The organism is Bradyrhizobium sp. ERR14, assembly GCF_014198235.1.
GTDB lineage: Bacteria > Pseudomonadota > Alphaproteobacteria > Rhizobiales > Xanthobacteraceae > Bradyrhizobium.
This window is the reverse complement of sequence record NZ_JACIHD010000003.1, coordinates 688892-706116: the sequence shown is the minus strand read 5'-3', so window position 1 is coordinate 706116 and position 17225 is coordinate 688892. Positions and strand designations below refer to the sequence as shown.

Here is a 17225-nt window from a genome sequence, read left to right as displayed (position 1 = left end):
CACGATGCGAGCGCCGCTCCTCAACCTGCTGCTGATCGGAAGCGTTGCCGGCGCAAGCCTCGCGCAAGCTTACATAAGCCTCGCGCAAGCCCAGACCGCAGCGCCGGCGCCGCAGACCGCCGCCGTCTCGCCCGACGCCATCAAGCAGCGCGAGCAGGAGCTCGAAGCCGCGCGCGCCCGGCAGAAGAGCGCGGAAGAGGCACAGGCCAAGCTCAAGGCCGAGATCACCTCACTCGGCCAGGACCGCACTCAGCTCAATCAGCAGCTGATCGACACCGCCACCAATGTGCGCAGTGTGGAGACCAAGATCGACGAAACCGAAGCCCGGCTGCGCGCGCTCAACGGACGCGAGCAGGCGATGCGCTCCTCGCTCGATTCGCGCCGTGCCGACATCGTCGAGGTGCTGGCAGCACTGCAGCGGGCCGGACGGCGCACGCCGCCGGCGCTGCTGGTGCGGCCCGAAGATGCGCTGCAATCACTGCGCACCGCGATGCTGCTCGGCGCCGTGGTGCCGGAGTTGCGCGGCCGCGCCGAAAAGATCGCAAGCGAGCTCGGCGAGCTCGTGGCCTTGCGCAAGAATATCGCCACCGAGCGCGACCAGCTCGCTTCCGATCGCGACAAGGTCAGGAGCGACCAGACCCGGCTCACCGCCCTCGTCGACGAGCGGCAGCGCCAGCAGGCGGCGCGCGAAAAGGACCTCGATGCCGAGAATTCGCGCGCCATCGCGCTTTCGAGACAGGTCGGCGATCTCCAGGGCCTGATCACCAAGATGGAGCAGGATCTGCAAAGCGCCGCCAAGGCCGCCGAGAAGGCAGCCGAGGCCGCAAGGCAGGCCGAGGCCAAGGCGGCGGCCAGCGCCAGCGCGAGCGCCAAGTCCGGGCCGGGCGTGTTCAAGGACCGGTCCCGTACCACCCCCGCGATCGTCTTTGCTTCCGCCAAGGGTCTCCTGCCTCTTCCGGTTAACGGTAACAAGATCAGGGATTTTGGCGGTTCCGACGGGGTCGGCGGGGTCCAGAAGGGCATTTCGCTGGCGACCAAGCCCGGCTCCCAGGTCACAACGCCGTGTGACGGCTGGGTGGTCTATTCAGGCCCGTTCCGCAGCTATGGACAACTCTTGATCCTCAACGCCGGGGGCGGGTATCATGTCCTGATCGCCGGGATGGAGCGCATTTCGGTCAACATCGGACAGTTTGTGCTCACGGGGGAGCCGGTTGCGACGATGGGATCGACCTCTCAGGTCGCCTCCATTCTCGCGACGAACGCGAGTCAACCTGTGCTGTATGTCGAGTTCCGTAAGGACGGCACTCCAATCGATCCAGGCCCATGGTGGGCCGCAAATGAAGGCGAGAAGGTTCGCGGATGATGCGCAAGACTTCAGTAATCCTCCTCAGCGCGGCCACCGGTGCGGCGCTGATGCTGTTCGTGACCCAGCCGCGCGCGGTGTTCATGGGCTCCAGCGCGCGAGCCGCGACCGCAGACACCTATCGCCAGCTCAATCTGTTCGGTGACGTCTTCGAGCGCGTGCGCTCCGACTATGTCGAGAAGCCCGACGACACCAAGCTGATCGAATCCGCCATCAGCGGCATGCTCACCGGCCTCGATCCGCATTCGAGCTACATGGACGCCAAGAGCTTCCGCGACATGCAGGTGCAGACCCGCGGTGAGTTCGGCGGCCTCGGCATCGAGGTCACTATGGAAGACGGCCTGATCAAGGTGGTCTCGCCGATCGACGACACCCCGGCTTCGCGCGCCGGCGTCATGGCCAACGACATCATCACCAATCTCGACGACGAGGCGGTGCAGGGCCTGACCCTGAACCAGGCGGTCGAGAAGATGCGCGGCCCGGTCAACACCAAGATCAAGCTCAAGATCATCCGCAAGGGCCAGGACAATCCGATCGACGTCACCCTGGTGCGCGACAACATCCGCGTCCGCTCGGTGCGCGCGCGCGTCGAGGCCGACGACATCGCCTATATCCGCATCACCACCTTCAACGAGCAGACCACCGAAGGCCTGAAGCGCGAGGTCGCCAACCTCTCCAATCAGATCGGCGACAAGCTGAAGGGCTACATCATCGACCTCCGCAACAATCCGGGCGGCCTGCTCGAGGAAGCGGTCACCGTGTCCGACTCGTTCCTGGAGAAGGGCGAGATCGTGTCGACCCGCGGCCGCAACGCCGAGGAGACCCAGCGTCGCACCGCGCATTCGGGCGATCTGACCAAAGGCAAGCCTGTCATCGTGCTGGTCAATGGCGGCTCGGCCTCGGCATCGGAGATCGTCGCCGGCGCGCTGCAGGACCACAAGCGCGCGACCATCGTCGGCACGCGTTCGTTCGGCAAGGGCTCGGTGCAGACCATCATTCCGCTCGGAAGCGGCAACGGCGCGCTGCGCCTGACCACGGCGCGCTACTACACGCCGTCGGGCAAGTCGATCCAGGCCAAGGGCATCGTGCCCGACATCGAAGTGCTGCAGGACGTGCCGGACGAGCTGAAGTCGCGCACCGACACCAAGGGTGAGGCTTCGCTGCGCGGCCATCTGAAGAACGATGGCGACGAGAAGACCGGCTCGCAGTCCTACGTCCCGCCGGACGCCAAGGACGACAAGGCGCTCAAGCTCGCCGACGACCTGCTCCACGGCATCAAGAACAGCGCCTCCGCCGCGCCCACCCCGGGCGGCGACAACAAGGCTACGACCGACAAGCCCAAAGCGGCGAACTAAAGTCGGCGCATCCACGCGATCCCACGAAAGGGCGGCTCCTCGGAGCCGCCCTTTTTGCTTGGAACTCCTGGTTGCTGGAAACTCCTGGCATCCCCGGCCTATCCCGGCCTGCCGCCGCTTGACCCCGGCGTGGTATCGTCCTTGGCAGTGATTCGGGATCGCGCATGACTGAAACGGCCGATGATCTGAGCGCCCCGCTCGGACAGGACAAGCCGCGCCGGAAACGCCGGCTGCGGCTGCCGTTCACGGCCATGCAGGCGCTCGCCGTGCTGCTCGGCCTGTTCCTCCTCGCCTTTGCCGGCTTCGCCATCTTCAACAAGGATCCGCTCGGCGGCGAGCCGATGACGCGGATCGCCATCCGCGAGAACGGCGCCGACAAGGCTGCCGCCGAGAAGCCCGCCGCCGGCCACGGCCAGGACGGCAAGCAAGACAGCAAGCAGAATAGCAAGCACGACAGCCAGGAGACGCCGAAGCAGGCCGCACCGGGCGAGCAGAAGACCGTCACCATGATCGACGGCTCCACCGGCGCCCGCCACGACGTGGTGATCGGCGAGGACGCAGGCGACAAGGCCGGGGCCGCTTCGGCCCCACCGCCCGTCATGGCCGGGATCAATCCAAAACTGCTGGAGAAGTCACGCTACGGCATGATCCCGGTGGTCGCCGACGGGCTGAAGCCGTTCAACGTCTATGCGGCGGACGCCGATCGCGCCAAGGCCGCCAAGATGCCGGTGGTCGCCATCGTGATCGGCGGGCTCGGCGTCGGCGCCGCCAAGACCACCGATGCGATCATGAGGCTGCCGGCGGCGGTGACGCTGGCCTTCACGCCCTACGGCACCGATCCCGGCAAGCTCGCCGAACGGGCCCGCGCGCAGCGCCACGAGATCTTCCTCCAGATCCCGATGGAGCCCTACGACTTCCCGGACAATGATCCGGGACCGCAGACGCTGCTCACCTCGCTCAGCGCCGACCAGAACATGGACCGCCTGTTCTGGCATTTCAGCCGGATGCAGGGCTATGCCGGCGTCACCAATTTCATGGGCGCCCGCTTCGTCGCGACGGAGCCGGCGATGCAGCCGATCATCCGCGAGGCGGCCAAGCGCGGCCTCGGCTTCTTCGACGACGGCTCCTCGCCCCGCAGCATCGCAGCCCAGGCCGCGGCGAACCAGGCCATGCCGTTCGGCAAGGGCGACATCGCGATCGACGTGGTGCCGACCCCGACCGAGATCGACCGCGCCCTGAACAAGCTGGAATCGGCGGCACGCGAGCGCGGCGCGGCTGTCGGCACCGCCTCCGCCCTTCCCGTCTCGATCGAGCGCATCGGCGCCTGGACCAAGACGTTGGGCGACCGGGGTATCCTTTTGGTGCCATTGACAACCGCGATGCTGAAATCAAAATCCAGCTAAATCAACGGATTGGTACGGCACGGGTCCCGCGGGACCGGTCAAGCCTTACCGACAGCATGCGAGAGGTCTGGCGGAATGGCGCGTTACGAGGATCTGCCCTACCGGACCTGCGTCGGTGTGATGCTGATCAACCCAGAGGGACGGGTATTCATCGGCCGCCGCGCCGGCGGCATCGAGCATGTCGACGACACCCATGTCTGGCAGATGCCGCAAGGTGGCGTCGATCCCGGCGAAGATACCTGGGACGCCGCCAAGCGCGAGCTCTATGAGGAGACCAGCGTGCGCTCGGTCGAGCGGCTCGGCGAGGTCCCGGACTGGCTCACTTACGACATTCCGCGCACGGTCGCCGGGCGCGCCTGGAAGGGCCGCTATCGCGGTCAGCGCCAGAAATGGTACGCGGTGCGCTTCACCGGCAAGGACAGCGAGATCAATGTCGCCAGTCCCGGCGGCGGCGGCCACAAGGCCGAATTCGTGAGCTGGCGCTGGGAGCCGATGAAGAATCTGACCGGGCTGATCATTCCCTTCAAGCGCCCGGTCTATGAGCGCGTGGTGCAGGAATTTTCCGCGCTGGCGGACCAATAAATCGAATTGTCGTCCCGGCTTCGGTGCTAATGCATCGCCGGAACGACGACGAGAGATTGACGCGTGACGAATCAAAAACCCTACCGCCCCAACGTCGGGATCGCCCTCTTCAACACCGAAGGCCGCGTGCTGATCGGCCATCGCTTCAAGGGCGACGGACCCGAGATCATCCTGCCCGGCCTCGACTGGCAGATGCCGCAGGGCGGCGTCGACGACGGCGAGAATTTGCGCGATGCCGCGATGCGCGAGCTCTGGGAGGAGACCAGCGTCGTCAGCGCGGACTATCTCGGCGAGACCGACTGGCTCGCTTACGAATTCCCGCCTTACGACGGACCGCAGACGCATCGCCTCGCGAAGTTTCGCGGCCAGCGGCAAAAATGGTTCGCCCTGCGCTTCACCGGCAAGGATGACGAGATCGACCCGCTGACGCCGCGCAACGGCCAGCCCGCGGAGTTCGATGCCTGGCGCTGGGAGCGCCTCGACCGTGTTGCCGACGTCGTGGTGCCGTTCCGCCGCGAGGTTTATCAGGCCGTCGCGCAGCAGTTCGCGGCCTTCGCAAACTAAAACCGCGAAAACAACCCCATGCACAGTAGAATGGGGTTTGAAATGGTTGGAGAAATTTTGGCGGACATTTGCGTGAGGGGGCCCCGCTATCTCGCTCCCTCCCCCCTTGTGGGGGAGGGTCGGGGAGAGGGGTATCACACGGGGATTCTATCCGCCCGGGATCGCCTCGGCGCATCGACAACAACTCGCACCTTTTGCTGGGCTACCCCTCTCCCTAACCCCCCCACAAGGGGGGGAGGGAACGCACCTGTGTCGGCGCGCCAGTGGGGTCTTTATCGCATCACCCTAATTAATCGGCCCCACCGTGAACGGGCCGAGTGCGATGACGTGGCAGTCGCTGTCGCGCTTGGCGCAGTCGGATAGCGCGGAAGCGACGGCGGCCTGCTCGTCGGCGGCCTTGAGGCCGAGGCCCGGTCGGCCCGCGGTGCCGACCGCGACCGCATTCCAGCCCATGGCGTCACCGAGCTTGCGCACGACCTCGCCGCGCGCAGCCGCCACGATCGAGGCGTTGGAGGCGGCGTTGAAGAAGCCGGTGATCCTGAACAGGGTCGGGATCGGCACGACGAAATTGTCGTCGATCGCGACCACGAGGCAGGCAACGCCGGCGATGGCGCCGCACGACTCCAGCGAGCGCCGCGCGGCATCTTCGGCGGACGCGGCGCCGAGCACCATGAAATATTGTCCGCCGGGGCCGAGCGCGACCGAGCGGGATTTCGCCGCGGGCACGAACATGTTCTCGAGCCGGACCTTTTGCGGTTCGCGCACCATCGGAAAGTCCTTCGATGCGAATGTCCGCTCGGTCATGGCGTCGTGCCGGAAATACGGAGACGGCGGCATCGGCGGCTTGCCGTGCGCGTAGACGACGTTGTTGCCGACCGCATAGAGCTCGCAGCGCCGCGGCGATTGCGCGGCATCGGCGCGCTTCTGGCACTGCTCGATCGCGGTGTTGCGCGCGGCCTCCTCGTTCGGCTGGTTCAGGGCCGAACCGGTGAAGCCGCCAACATTGAGCGCGAAAGCCTTGTAGTCGCCGGCCGCGGAATAGTCGCCGGCAAGGTAGTTGCGGACGCGCTCGTTGATGAAGGGAACGCTGTCGGCCGCAAACTTGCCGGCCATCGGCGCGGCCGATGGTGACGGCGCAGGCATCGGCGTCATCGCAGCGCCGGCATTCGGCGCGGTCATCGGCATCATCGGCGTCTTCACCATTTGAGTCGGCGCCGCGCTTGGAGTCGCGCTTGGTGCTGCGGCCGGCGTCGCTGCGACATTCGCCGTCTGCTTGAGCTTGGTGTTGTAGAGGAAGCCGGTGACGCCGATGCCGGTGACCGAGACCACGGCGACCACCAGCGGCCACATCCACACCGGTGCTGCGGCCACCTTGGAAGCCGCCTTCTTCAGCTGCGGCTTGCTATAGCTGCCGTCCTCGCGCCGCATCGCCACCATGTAGGCATGCACCGGCGTCGGGATGTTCTTGACCTCCTGCGCGCCGATATCGGCGAACTGCACCGAGAGCTTGTTGGCGACCTGCTCATGCACCGCGCGCGAGACGCAGATGCCGCCGACCTCGGCGAGACCCTCCAGCCGCGCCGCAATGTTGACGCCGTCGCCGAGCAGATCGCCGTTGCGCTCGACCACGTCGCCAATGGTGATGCCGATGCGGAACGACATCTGCCGGCTCGGCGGATAGGCCATGTTACGGGTCCGCAAGGATTCCTGGATGTCGATCGCGCAACGCACCGCATCGACCGCGCTCGGGAATTCCGCGAGCACGGCATCGCCCGCCGTATTGAAGATGCGCCCGCCGGCCCTCGCGATGAAATCGTCGACGACCTCGCGATAGGAGGCCAGACGCCGCAGCGTCTCTTCCTCGTCTTCGGCAACCAGTCTCGAGTAACCGGCAATATCGGCTGCGAAAATCGCTGCGATCTTGCGTTTCATCTGCGACCCGCCCCGGGAACAAATTCGCAAGGCAGAATGCCGCGATCGGTAACACGGTGCAACAAAGTTTCAGCGCCCGCCACCGGTGTGACGAGCGCTGCACTTGGTCAGGGAATGTCTTGCACGAATTCTCGTCCGAGCCCCGGAGCGGTGCCCCGGGGCTTAGTGCATAGCCGTCGAGTTGAGCTGCTGCTGGATGCTCTTGAAGTGGTCAAGCCGCTCGATCGCCTGATCGAGCTCGCTGCCTTCGTGCTCCTTCAGCCCCTCTTCCATCTCCGAGATGGTCGCCGCGAACTGGGCGCGGTCGAGCTCGGCCAGCGACGTCGCGACATCGGCGAGCACGGTCAGGCCCTTTTCGGAGACTTCGGCGAGACCGCCGAGCACGATGACCTTCTCATGGCGGCCAGCCGTGGTGATGGTGAGGATGCCCGGACGGATCGCAGCCACGACCGGCGCATGCCCTGCCAGCACGCCGAAATCACCCTCGACGCCGGGGATGTCGACCTGATCGACCTCGCCCGAGAACGCGAGCTTTTCCGGAGAGACGAGATCGAAGTGGAAGGTAGCCATGGTGTACCTGCGAATGGTGAGTAGCGAATGGCGAGTGGCGAAGAGAGCAGCGCGTCTATTCGCTACTCCCCATTCGCCATTCGCGCCTTAGGCCGCTTCCGCCGCCAGCTTCTTGCCCTTCTCGACGGCTTCTTCGATCGTGCCGACCATGTAGAAGGCAGCTTCGGGCAGGTGGTCGTACTTGCCTTCCACCAGGCCCTTGAAGCCCTTGATGGTGTCGGCGAGCTCGACGAACTTGCCGGGCGATCCCGTGAAGATTTCGGCGACGTGGAACGGCTGCGACATGAAGCGCTCGACCTTGCGGGCGCGTGCCACCGTCAGCTTGTCCTCTTCCGAAAGCTCGTCCATGCCGAGAATGGCGATGATGTCCTGGAGCGCCTTGTAGCGCTGCAGCACCTGCTGGACCTGACGGGCAACCGCATAGTGCTCCTCGCCGACGACCAGCGGGGAGAGCATGCGCGAGGTCGAGTCGAGCGGATCCACCGCGGGGTAGATGCCCTTTTCGGCGATCGAGCGCGACAGCGTGGTGGTCGCGTCAAGATGCGCGAACGAGGTCGCGGGCGCCGGGTCGGTCAAGTCGTCGGCCGGAACGTAGATGGCCTGCACCGAGGTGATCGAACCCTTCTGGGTGGTGGTGATGCGCTCCTGCAGCGCGCCCATGTCGGTGGCGAGCGTCGGCTGATAACCCACCGCCGAAGGAATACGGCCGAGCAGCGCCGACACTTCCGAGCCGGCCTGGGTGAAGCGGAAGATGTTGTCGACGAAGAACAGCACGTCCTGGCCCTTGTCGCGGAAGTCTTCCGCGATGGTCAGACCCGTGAGCGCGACGCGGGCGCGGGCGCCGGGCGGCTCGTTCATCTGGCCGAACACCAGCGCGCACTTCGACTTCACGCTCGGATCCGGATTCTTCGGATCGGCGTTGACCTTGGATTCGATGAACTCGTGATAGAGGTCGTTGCCCTCGCGGGTGCGCTCGCCGACACCGGCGAACACGGAGTAACCGCCGTGCGCCTTCGCGACGTTGTTGATCAGCTCCTGAATCAGCACGGTCTTGCCGACGCCGGCGCCGCCGAACAGGCCGATCTTGCCGCCCTTCGCATAGGGAGCCAGAAGATCGACGACCTTGATGCCGGTGACCAGAATTTCAGCTTCGGTCGACTGGTCGGTGTAGCTCGGCGCGTCCTGATGGATGGGGCGCAGGCCTTCGGCGTTGACCGGGCCGGCTTCGTCGATCGGCTCGCCGATGACGTTGATGATGCGGCCGAGCGTGCCTTCGCCGACGGGAACGCGGATCGGCTGGCCGGTATCGGTCACTTCCTGGCCGCGCACCAGACCTTCGGTCACGTCCATCGCGATCGTGCGCACGGTGGACTCACCGAGATGCTGCGCAACTTCCAGCACGAGGCGGATGTTGCCGTTCTTGGTTTCCAGCGAATTGAGAATGGCCGGGAGGTGGCCCTCGAACTGAACGTCGACGACGGCGCCCATGACCTGGGTGACGCGACCGACCGGGTTAGCTGCTGTAGCCATGAAGCTCTCCTTCGAAATTCTTTACTTGAACGACCGTCGTTGAGTTCGTGCGTCAGACCGCCTCGGCGCCGGAGATGATCTCGATCAGCTCCTTGGTGATCTGGGCTTGACGGGTTCGGTTGTAGATCTGGGTTTGCTTGCGGATCATTTCGCCGGCGTTGCGGGTGGCGTTGTCCATCGAGCTCATCTGCGCGCCGTAGAACGAAGCAGTGTTCTCCAGCAGCGCGCGGAAGATCTGCACCGCGATGTTGCGCGGCAGCAGGCCCGAAAGGAGTTCGTCCTCCTCCGGCTCATATTCGTAGGACGTCGACGGCGCGTTCGCCGCCTTCTCTTCCACGACCAGCGGAATGATCTGCTGCGCGGTCGGGATCTGGGCGATCACCGACTTGAACTGCGCGTAGAACAGCGTGCAGACGTCGAACTCGCCGTTCTCGAAACGGGCCAGCACCTTCCTGGCGATGTCCTCGGCGTTGACGAAACCGAGCTGACGAACGCTGCGCAGGTCGAGATGCTCGACGATCTGCTTGTCGAACTGGCGGCGGAGCTGCTCATAGCCCTTGCGGCCGACGCAGAAGAATTTGACTTCCTTGCCCTGCGCCATCAGCGCCTGGGCACGATCGCGCGCGAGACGCACGATCGAGGAGTTGAAGGCGCCGGACAGGCCGCGCTCGCCGGTGCAGACCAGCAGCAGGTGGACCTGGTCCTTGCCGGTGCCGGCCAGCAGCGCCGGCGCGCCGGGCGAACCGGCGGCAGCGCTGGCGATGTTGGAGATCACCGCGCTCATCTTGTCGGCATAGGGGCGCGCAGCTTCGGCCGCCTGCTGGGCGCGGCGCAACCTGGACGCCGCGACCATTTGCATGGCCTTGGTGATCTTTTGCGTCGCCTTGGTGGAGGCGATGCGCACGCGCATGTCTTTAAGTGACGCCATTCTTCGTTCACCCCGGCGGTTCGACTGATACGTCGGACCGCTAGCCTGTCCCGATCGCAATGCCCGGCCGGGCGCCGGGCACGCTTCTTATTGTCTTGCCTCTCGCGAAGCGATCATGGCCGGGTGACCCGGCCATGCTGCGATTAAGCGAAGCTCTTCGCAAAACCTTCGACCACCGACTTCAGCTTGGCAGCCACGTCGTCGGAGAGGTCGCGGGTGTCGCGGATCGAATTGAGGATGTCGACGTTCTTGCCACGCAGCAGCGACAGCAGGCCGTCCTCGAACGCGCGCACCTTGTTGACCGGGAGCGGATCGAGATAGCCGTTGGTGCCGGCCCAGATCACGCAGACCTGCTCTTCCATCTTCAGCGGCGCGAACTGCGGCTGCTTCAGGAGCTCGGTCAGGCGCGAGCCGCGGTTCAGCAGGCGCTGGGTCGAGGCGTCGAGGTCGGAGCCGAACTGCGCGAACGCCGCCATTTCGCGGTACTGCGCCAGCTCGCCCTTGATCTTGCCGGCGACCTTCTTGGTGGCCTTGGTCTGCGCCGAGGAGCCGACGCGCGACACCGACAGACCGACGTTCACCGCGGGACGGATGCCCTGGAAGAACAGGTCGGTTTCCAGGAAGATCTGACCGTCGGTGATCGAGATGACGTTGGTCGGAATGTAGGCCGACACGTCGTTGGCCTGGGTTTCGATGACCGGCAGTGCGGTCAGCGAGCCCGAGCCGTGATCCTTGCTGAGCTTGGCCGCGCGCTCGAGCAGACGGGAATGCAGGTAGAACACGTCGCCCGGATAGGCTTCGCGGCCCGGCGGGCGGCGCAGCAGCAGCGACATCTGGCGGTAGGCGACGGCCTGCTTGGACAGATCGTCATAGATGATGACCGCGTGCATGCCGTTGTCGCGGAAGAACTCGCCCATGGTGCAGGCGGTGAACGGCGCGATGTACTGCATCGGCGCCGGATCCGACGCGGTGGCGGCGACGACGATCGAATATTCGAGCGCGCCCTGCTCTTCCAGCACCTTCACGAACTGGGCAACCGTCGAGCGCTTCTGGCCGACTGCGACGTAGACGCAGTACAGCTTGATGTTCTCGTCGGGCTGCGCGTTGAGCGGCTTCTGGTTCAGGATGGTGTCGAGCGCGATCGCGGTCTTGCCGGTCTGACGGTCGCCGATGATCAGCTCGCGCTGGCCGCGGCCGATCGGGATCAGGGCGTCGATCGCCTTGAGGCCGGTCGCCATCGGCTCGCTCACCGACTTGCGCGGAATGATGCCGGGCGCCTTGACGTCGACGCGCATGCGCTTGTCGGCCTGGATCGGGCCCTTGCCGTCGATCGGATTGCCGAGCGCGTCGACGACGCGGCCGAGCAGGCCCTTGCCGACCGGCGCGTCCACGATGGCGCGGGTGCGCTTGACGGTCTGGCCTTCCTTGATCTCACGGTCGCCGCCGAAGATCACGACGCCGACGTTGTCGGTTTCGAGGTTCAGCGCCATGCCGCGGGTGCCGTTCTCGAACTCGACCATCTCGCCGGCCTGGACGTTGTCCAGACCATAGACGCGGGCAATACCGTCGCCGACGGACAGCACCTGTCCGACTTCGGAGACTTCAGCTTCCTGGCCGAAATTCTTGATCTGGTCCTTGAGGATCGCGGAAATTTCCGCGGCGCGGATGTCCATCAGCCTGCCTCTTTCATCGCGTGCTTGATCGAATTGAGTTTGGTGCGAAGCGAACTATCGATCATGCGGCTGCCGAGCTTGACGACGAGGCCACCGATGATCGAGGGATCGACATTCACGTTGAGCGCGACGTCCTTGCCGGTCACCGACTTCAGGGCAACCTTGAGGGCGTCGAGATTCTTGTCCGAAAGCGATTCCGCCACGGTGACGTCGGCCGTCACCTCGCCCTTGAACCTGGCGACCAGGGCCCGGTAGGCGCGAATGACGTCGACCACCGCGAACAGGCGGCGATTGGCGGTCAGGACTTTCAGGAAATTGGCGGAGATGCCGGCGATGCCGGCCTTGGCCAGCACGGCCGAAAGGGCCTTGGACTGGGCATCGGCCGCGAAAACCGGGCTGCGGACGAGGCGCTTTAGATCGGCGCTCTCATTCAGCATGGCCTCGAATTTCTCGAGATCGGCTTTGACCTCGTCGACCACTTTCTGGTCGCGGGCCAGTTCAAACAAGGCCGTTGCATAACGGCCGGACACACCTGAAACGGACGTATCTTCTGCAGCCACAGACGCGCTCTTTTTGCTGTCAAACTCGCAAGGGAAAAACCGTCGCCACAAAGCGGCGCCAAGCGATCCAAGCCCTTGGAATTCAAGCGGGACTTCGATTTCCGGCCGACACGGGAGGTGCCGGATCCGTGAAAATCGCGGCTTTGCTAACATAGCAGGCGCGCAGGTGCAACATGACGCCAAATTAAAGGCACGAGGTTCTGTCGCCAGTTCGTCGCATGCGGGATGCATCGATCACCACCTGATCCGACGACCGTATCAGGGACTTGAGCAAGGACATGGTGACGAGGTGCCGCGTCACGGAATTGTCGCGGCGGCTCTGCCGTGTCTCGCCTTGTTGGTTCCTGCTCTCAGCGCATAGCGGCCATGAACACGGATCGCTGAGGCGTGATTCTGGCCTCGCCAGCTCCACTCGCCGAATACTTACCCAATTCTAAATGCTCAAGGTGATGACTTCGCTTTTACAGTATTTTGAAGTATTTCATAGGTTAACAAATCGTTAAAGGCGAAGATTACGAAACATCGCCTGAATATCTGGTCGCGGTAACAAGATATTTCATGACGACACAGAATAGATTTACTGCCCAATTCACGCCTCATTAGGAATCGAAACGCCAATCCGCTCACAAACTGATGGGGGCTCCACTAGCCACATGTGTGGCAATACTAGCTTAGGGACCACTAAATGCTGTCTTTGAAGACGCTGGGCTTTGTGACCCGGCCGCGCACGGCGATCGCTTTCATTGCCGCAACTCTTCTCATCGGTGGAACTGCCACCGAAGCTTCCGCCAAATCCCGGCATCACCGGCATCATCATCACCGCCACCACGCTCAGACCGATACCAACGCGACCTCCGATTGGCGCAACGCCAATGCGTCGATGACGCCGACCTCGGGCACGGGCCACAGCTTCTCCGGCATGGCCTCCTTTTACGGCAACGAGTCCGGCAGCCGCACGGCCTCGGGCCAGCGCTTCAACCAGAATGCTATGACGGCGGCGCACCGTTCGCTGCCGTTCGGCACCAAGCTGCGCGTCACCCACGGCGGCTCGAGCGTCGTCGTCACCATCAATGACCGTGGCCCGTTCATTCGCGGCCGGGTTCTCGACCTCTCCACGGGCGCTGCCCGCGCCATCGGCCTCACGGGTCGCGGCGTCGGCCGCGTCACCGCGGAAGTCGTCTCCTAAGGCGCGATAAAGCGTCTCATCGAGCGCGCGCAGTTTTCATCAGTTTGATGCGCGCATGAAACAAGCCCGCGGTCTTGGGGGACCGCGGGCTTTTTTATTGGCATCGTAGCCCGGGCGGAGCGCAGCTGCCGTAGGGTGGGCAAAGCATTCTCCGGCGCTTGCGGAGCGGCGGCGGATGCGTGCCCACCAATTTCAGTGGTGGGCACGCTTACGCCTTCGTTCTTCGAACGAAGACGCGCGCTTTTGCGCACCCTACGAATGCTCGTGGCCCCTACAAAAAGCTCTGCGGATCGACGTCGACTTCGAGCTTCTGATTGCCCGTCGGCTTCGGGCAGACGGCGAGCCAGTTGCGCAAATAGTCCGAGAGGTCGAAACCGCGCGCCGATTTCACCAGGATGCGGAAGCGGTAGCGGCCCTTGATCACCGCGAGCGGCGCTTCCGCCGGGCCGAGCACCACGACGCGCTCGTCGCGCGGGGCGAGCGCGACGAGTCTCCGCCCGAGACCTTCGGCGCTCGGGCGGTCGCCGGCGGAGATGATCAGGCTGGCGAGCCGGCCGAACGGCGGATACAGCGTGCGTTCGCGCAGATCGATCTCGCTGTCGTAGAAGGCCTCGCGGTCGCAGGCGATCAGCGCCTTCATCACGGGATGATCGGGCTGGTGGGTCTGGAGATAGCCGATGCCGCGGCCCTGCTCGCGCCCGGCGCGGCCGATCACCTGGTTGAGCAATTGCCAGGTGCGCTCCGCCGCGCGCGGATCGCCGTTGGAAAGACCAAGATCCGCATCGACCACGCCGACCAGATTGAGCCGCGGAAAATTGTGACCCTTGGCCACGAGCTGCGTGCCGATGATGATGTCGACGCGGCCCTCCGCGATCTCGGCAAGCTCGGAGCGCATCGTCTCGATCGAGGTAATCAGATCGCTCGACAGCACCATGGTGCGGGCTTGCGGAAACAGGGCGGCCGCCTCCTCCTGCAGGCGTTCGACGCCGGGGCCGACGGCAACGAGCGATTCCTCGGCCGAACAGTTCGGACAGAGATGCGGACGCGGCATCGAGAAGCCGCAATGATGACAGACCAGGCGCTGGCGGAAGCGGTGATCGACCAGCCAGGCATCGCAGATGGTGCAGGCGAAGCGGTGGCCGCAGCCGCGGCACAGCGTCAGCGGCGCATAGCCGCGGCGATTGAGGAACAGCAGCGCCTGCTCGCGCTTTTCGATCGCGCCTCTGATTTCACCGGCCAGCCGCGGCGAGATGAAGCGGCCGCGCGCCGGCGGCTCGCGGCGCATGTCGATGGCCTCGATATGCGGCATGTGCTGGCCGCCGAAGCGCGAGGGCAGCGCGATGCGCTGATAGCGGTTCTTGCGCGCGTTGACCTCGGATTCGACCGACGGTGTCGCAGACGCCAGCACGACCGGAATCTTGGCGATATGCGCGCGCACCACCGCCATGTCGCGGGCGTGATAATGTACGCCCTCGTCCTGCTTGTAGGCCTGATCGTGCTCCTCATCGACGACGATCAGGCCGAGATTGGCGTAGGGCAAAAACAGCGCCGAGCGCGCGCCGACCACGACCGGCGCGCTGCCTCCGGAGATCGCAGCCCAGTTGCGCGCGCGGGTGCGCGGCGTCAGCTCGGAATGCCATTCGATCGGCCGCACGCCGAAACGTTGCGCGAAGCGATCGAGGAACTGGCCGGTGAGCGCGATCTCCGGCATCAGGATCAGCGATTGCCTGCCGCGGCGGATGGCTTCCGCGATCGCCTCGAAATAGACCTCGGTCTTGCCGGAACCGGTGACGCCGTCGAGCAATGCGACGTGGAAGGTGCCGTTGGCCGCGAGCGCGCGCATCGTGTCGACCGCCGCGCGCTGCAGCGGGGTAAAGTCCGGCCGGCCGAAATCGGGATCGGGCACCGGCGGCGGGGCAGGCGGCGGCATCGGCTCGACCGTCAGCGTGCCTTCGTCGACCAGCCCGTCGATCACGCCCGAGGAGACGCCGGCCTCCTTGGCCGCTTCCGACTTGCCGTGCAGCAGCCGGTCCGAGAGCACCTCGATCACGCGCTGTCGGGCCGGCGTCAGCCGTCGCGGCGGATCGCCGACCAGCCGCACGCCGGGACGCACCCGCTCGGGGCCGAGATTCTCACCCATCCGCAAGCACATGCGCAGCACCATGCCGCGCGGGCTCAGCGTGTAATTGGCGACCCAGTCGACCACCTGCCGCAGCTCGGGCTTGAGCGGCGGGATGTCGAGCTTCTCGCTGACCTCCTTGAGACGGTTGTGCAGGCGCGGATCCGGATTGGCGTTCTCCCCCCAGACCACGGCCAGCACCTCGCGCGGCCCGAGCGGCACGGCGACGAGATCGCCCGCCTTCAGCTCCATGCCACGCGGCACCTTGTAGGAATAGGTCTGGTCGAGCGCGACCGGCACCAGCACGTCGACCATGCCGGTCGCGTTGGTCGGGGCGGTGGTGCTGCGCGAGGTGTGATCCATGAACGAAGAATCGGAACCGGGGCCTCAAGGCTAGCGCCCTGCGGCGGCCTTAGCGAACGATAAACGGATGTGATGCGATATACTGGGTGGAATCACCACGTCCAGTGCGCATGAGCAAAGCCGTCGCCCCACAAATCGAGCTGGCCAGCGCCGATCCCTCGATCGCGCAGGAGATGACGCGCTGGCTGTCGCATCTCGGCGCCGAGCGGCGGTTGTCGCCGAAGACGCTGGAAGCCTATGGCCGCGACTTGCGGCAGTGCCTGGATTTCCTTTGCAGCCATTGGGGCGAACGCGTGACGCTGAAGCGCTTCGCGGCGCTGGAGGCCACCGACGTCCGCGCCTTCATGGCGATGCGCCGCGCCGACGACATTGCCGGCCGCAGCCTGATGCGCGCGCTCGCCGGGCTGCGCTCCTTCGGCCGCTTCCTCGAGCGCGAAGGCAAGGGCAAGGTCGGCGCACTCTCGGCGATCCGTGCGCCGAAGGTGGCCAAGACCTTGCCGAAGCCGTTGCCGATGGCATCGGCCAAACGCCTTGCCGATGCCGACGAGCGGGCCGGCGAGGATCGCGAGACCTGGATCCTGGCGCGCGACGCCGCGGTGATGGCGCTCTTGTACGGCTCGGGCCTGCGCATCTCCGAGGCGCTCGGCCTGAAGCGCCGCGAGGTGCCGCGTCCCGGCGAGGGCGACGTGCTGATCGTGACCGGCAAAGGCAACAAGACCCGCATGGTGCCGGTGCTGCAGAACGTGCTCGAGCTCGTTCAGGAATACGTCGCGATGTGCCCGTATCCGTTGCCGGCGGAAGGCCCGATCTTCGTCGGCGCGCGCGGCGGTCCGCTCAGTCCGCGCATCATCCAGCTCGCGATGGAGCGGCTGCGCGGCGCGCTCGGCCTGCCCGACAGCGCCACGCCGCACGCGCTGCGGCATTCCTTCGCCACGCATTTGCTGTCACGCGGCGGGGACCTGCGCGCCATCCAAGAATTGCTCGGCCATTCCTCGCTCTCGACCACGCAGATCTACACCGGCATCGATTCCGAGCGCCTGCTGGAAGTCTATGCCAGCGCGCATCCAAGACGCTGACGAATTGGCGCTGACACACTG

14 protein-coding genes are annotated in these 17225 nt (G+C 65.3%); 7 read left to right on the top strand and 7 right to left on the bottom strand.

The features are described from left to right. The first annotated feature begins 4 nt into the window (after window positions 1-4). From GGD62_RS13135 to GGD62_RS13115, 5 genes are all read left to right on the top strand, one after another. Window positions 5-1363, top strand: coding sequence for a murein hydrolase activator EnvC (locus GGD62_RS13135; protein ID WP_183708756.1), 1359 nt, complete (start codon window positions 5-7; stop codon window positions 1361-1363). Further along, window positions 1360-2718, top strand: a complete 1359-nt coding sequence (locus tag GGD62_RS13130; RefSeq protein WP_018318850.1) for a S41 family peptidase — start codon at window positions 1360-1362, stop codon at window positions 2716-2718. The genes GGD62_RS13135 and GGD62_RS13130 overlap by 4 nt, the downstream gene beginning before the upstream one ends. A 164-nt stretch (window positions 2719-2882) precedes the next feature. Then, the gene (locus tag GGD62_RS13125; protein WP_183708755.1) at window positions 2883-4121 is read left to right on the top strand and encodes a divergent polysaccharide deacetylase family protein; all 1239 of its coding nucleotides are present in this window, start codon (window positions 2883-2885) and stop codon (window positions 4119-4121) included. Window positions 4122-4196: 75 nt separating this feature from the next. Then, window positions 4197-4703 (top strand): RNA pyrophosphohydrolase, encoded by a 507-nt coding sequence (locus GGD62_RS13120; RefSeq protein WP_183261125.1) that lies wholly within the window; start codon window positions 4197-4199, stop codon window positions 4701-4703. Between the two features lie 63 nt (window positions 4704-4766). Beyond that, window positions 4767-5267 carry an RNA pyrophosphohydrolase gene (locus GGD62_RS13115; protein WP_183261127.1) on the top strand — a complete coding sequence of 167 codons (501 nt, stop codon included), beginning with the start codon at window positions 4767-4769 and terminating at the stop codon, window positions 5265-5267. A gap of 285 nt (window positions 5268-5552) precedes the next feature. On the opposite strand, the gene GGD62_RS13110 is transcribed toward GGD62_RS13115, so the two are convergent. The 6 genes from GGD62_RS13110 to GGD62_RS13085 all read right to left on the bottom strand — a co-directional run bounded on the left by GGD62_RS13110 (window position 5553) and on the right by GGD62_RS13085 (window position 12460). Continuing rightward, on the bottom strand, window positions 5553-7199 hold the full coding sequence (locus GGD62_RS13110) for an adenylate/guanylate cyclase domain-containing protein (RefSeq protein ID WP_183708754.1): 1647 nt from the start codon (window positions 7197-7199) through the stop codon (window positions 5553-5555). 162 nt (window positions 7200-7361) lie between these two features. Next, a complete protein-coding gene (locus tag GGD62_RS13105) occupies window positions 7362-7769 on the bottom strand; it encodes a F0F1 ATP synthase subunit epsilon (protein WP_018318855.1) in 408 nt (135 codons plus the stop codon). Between the two features lie 87 nt (window positions 7770-7856). Continuing rightward, window positions 7857-9299, bottom strand: a complete 1443-nt coding sequence (gene atpD, locus GGD62_RS13100) for a F0F1 ATP synthase subunit beta (protein ID WP_018318856.1) — start codon at window positions 9297-9299, stop codon at window positions 7857-7859. Between the two features lie 52 nt (window positions 9300-9351). Further along, entirely contained in the window at window positions 9352-10227 is an 876-nt protein-coding gene (locus GGD62_RS13095; RefSeq protein ID WP_018318857.1) for a F0F1 ATP synthase subunit gamma, read from the bottom strand. A 143-nt stretch (window positions 10228-10370) separates the two neighbouring features. Beyond that, window positions 10371-11900: a F0F1 ATP synthase subunit alpha gene (gene atpA, locus GGD62_RS13090; protein WP_018318858.1), complete on the bottom strand. Its 1530-nt coding sequence runs from the start codon at window positions 11898-11900 to the stop codon at window positions 10371-10373. After that, complete coding sequence (locus GGD62_RS13085; protein ID WP_183708803.1) at window positions 11900-12460, bottom strand: F0F1 ATP synthase subunit delta; 561 nt, start codon at window positions 12458-12460, stop codon at window positions 11900-11902. The genes atpA and GGD62_RS13085 overlap by 1 nt, the downstream gene beginning before the upstream one ends. A 685-nt stretch (window positions 12461-13145) precedes the next feature. Here GGD62_RS13085 and GGD62_RS13080 point away from each other — a divergent pair. After that, window positions 13146-13646 carry a septal ring lytic transglycosylase RlpA family protein gene (locus GGD62_RS13080; RefSeq protein ID WP_018318860.1) on the top strand — a complete coding sequence of 167 codons (501 nt, stop codon included), beginning with the start codon at window positions 13146-13148 and terminating at the stop codon, window positions 13644-13646. Window positions 13647-13917: 271 nt separating this feature from the next. Here the strand turns inward: GGD62_RS13080 and GGD62_RS13075 are convergent, their stop codons facing one another. Then, complete coding sequence (locus GGD62_RS13075; protein WP_183708752.1) at window positions 13918-16128, bottom strand: primosomal protein N'; 2211 nt, start codon at window positions 16126-16128, stop codon at window positions 13918-13920. A 110-nt stretch (window positions 16129-16238) separates the two neighbouring features. Between GGD62_RS13075 and GGD62_RS13070 the strand changes: the two genes are divergently transcribed. Then, window positions 16239-17204, top strand: coding sequence for a tyrosine recombinase XerC (locus GGD62_RS13070; protein ID WP_097669016.1), 966 nt, complete (start codon window positions 16239-16241; stop codon window positions 17202-17204). The last annotated feature ends 21 nt before the right edge of the window (window positions 17205-17225 follow it).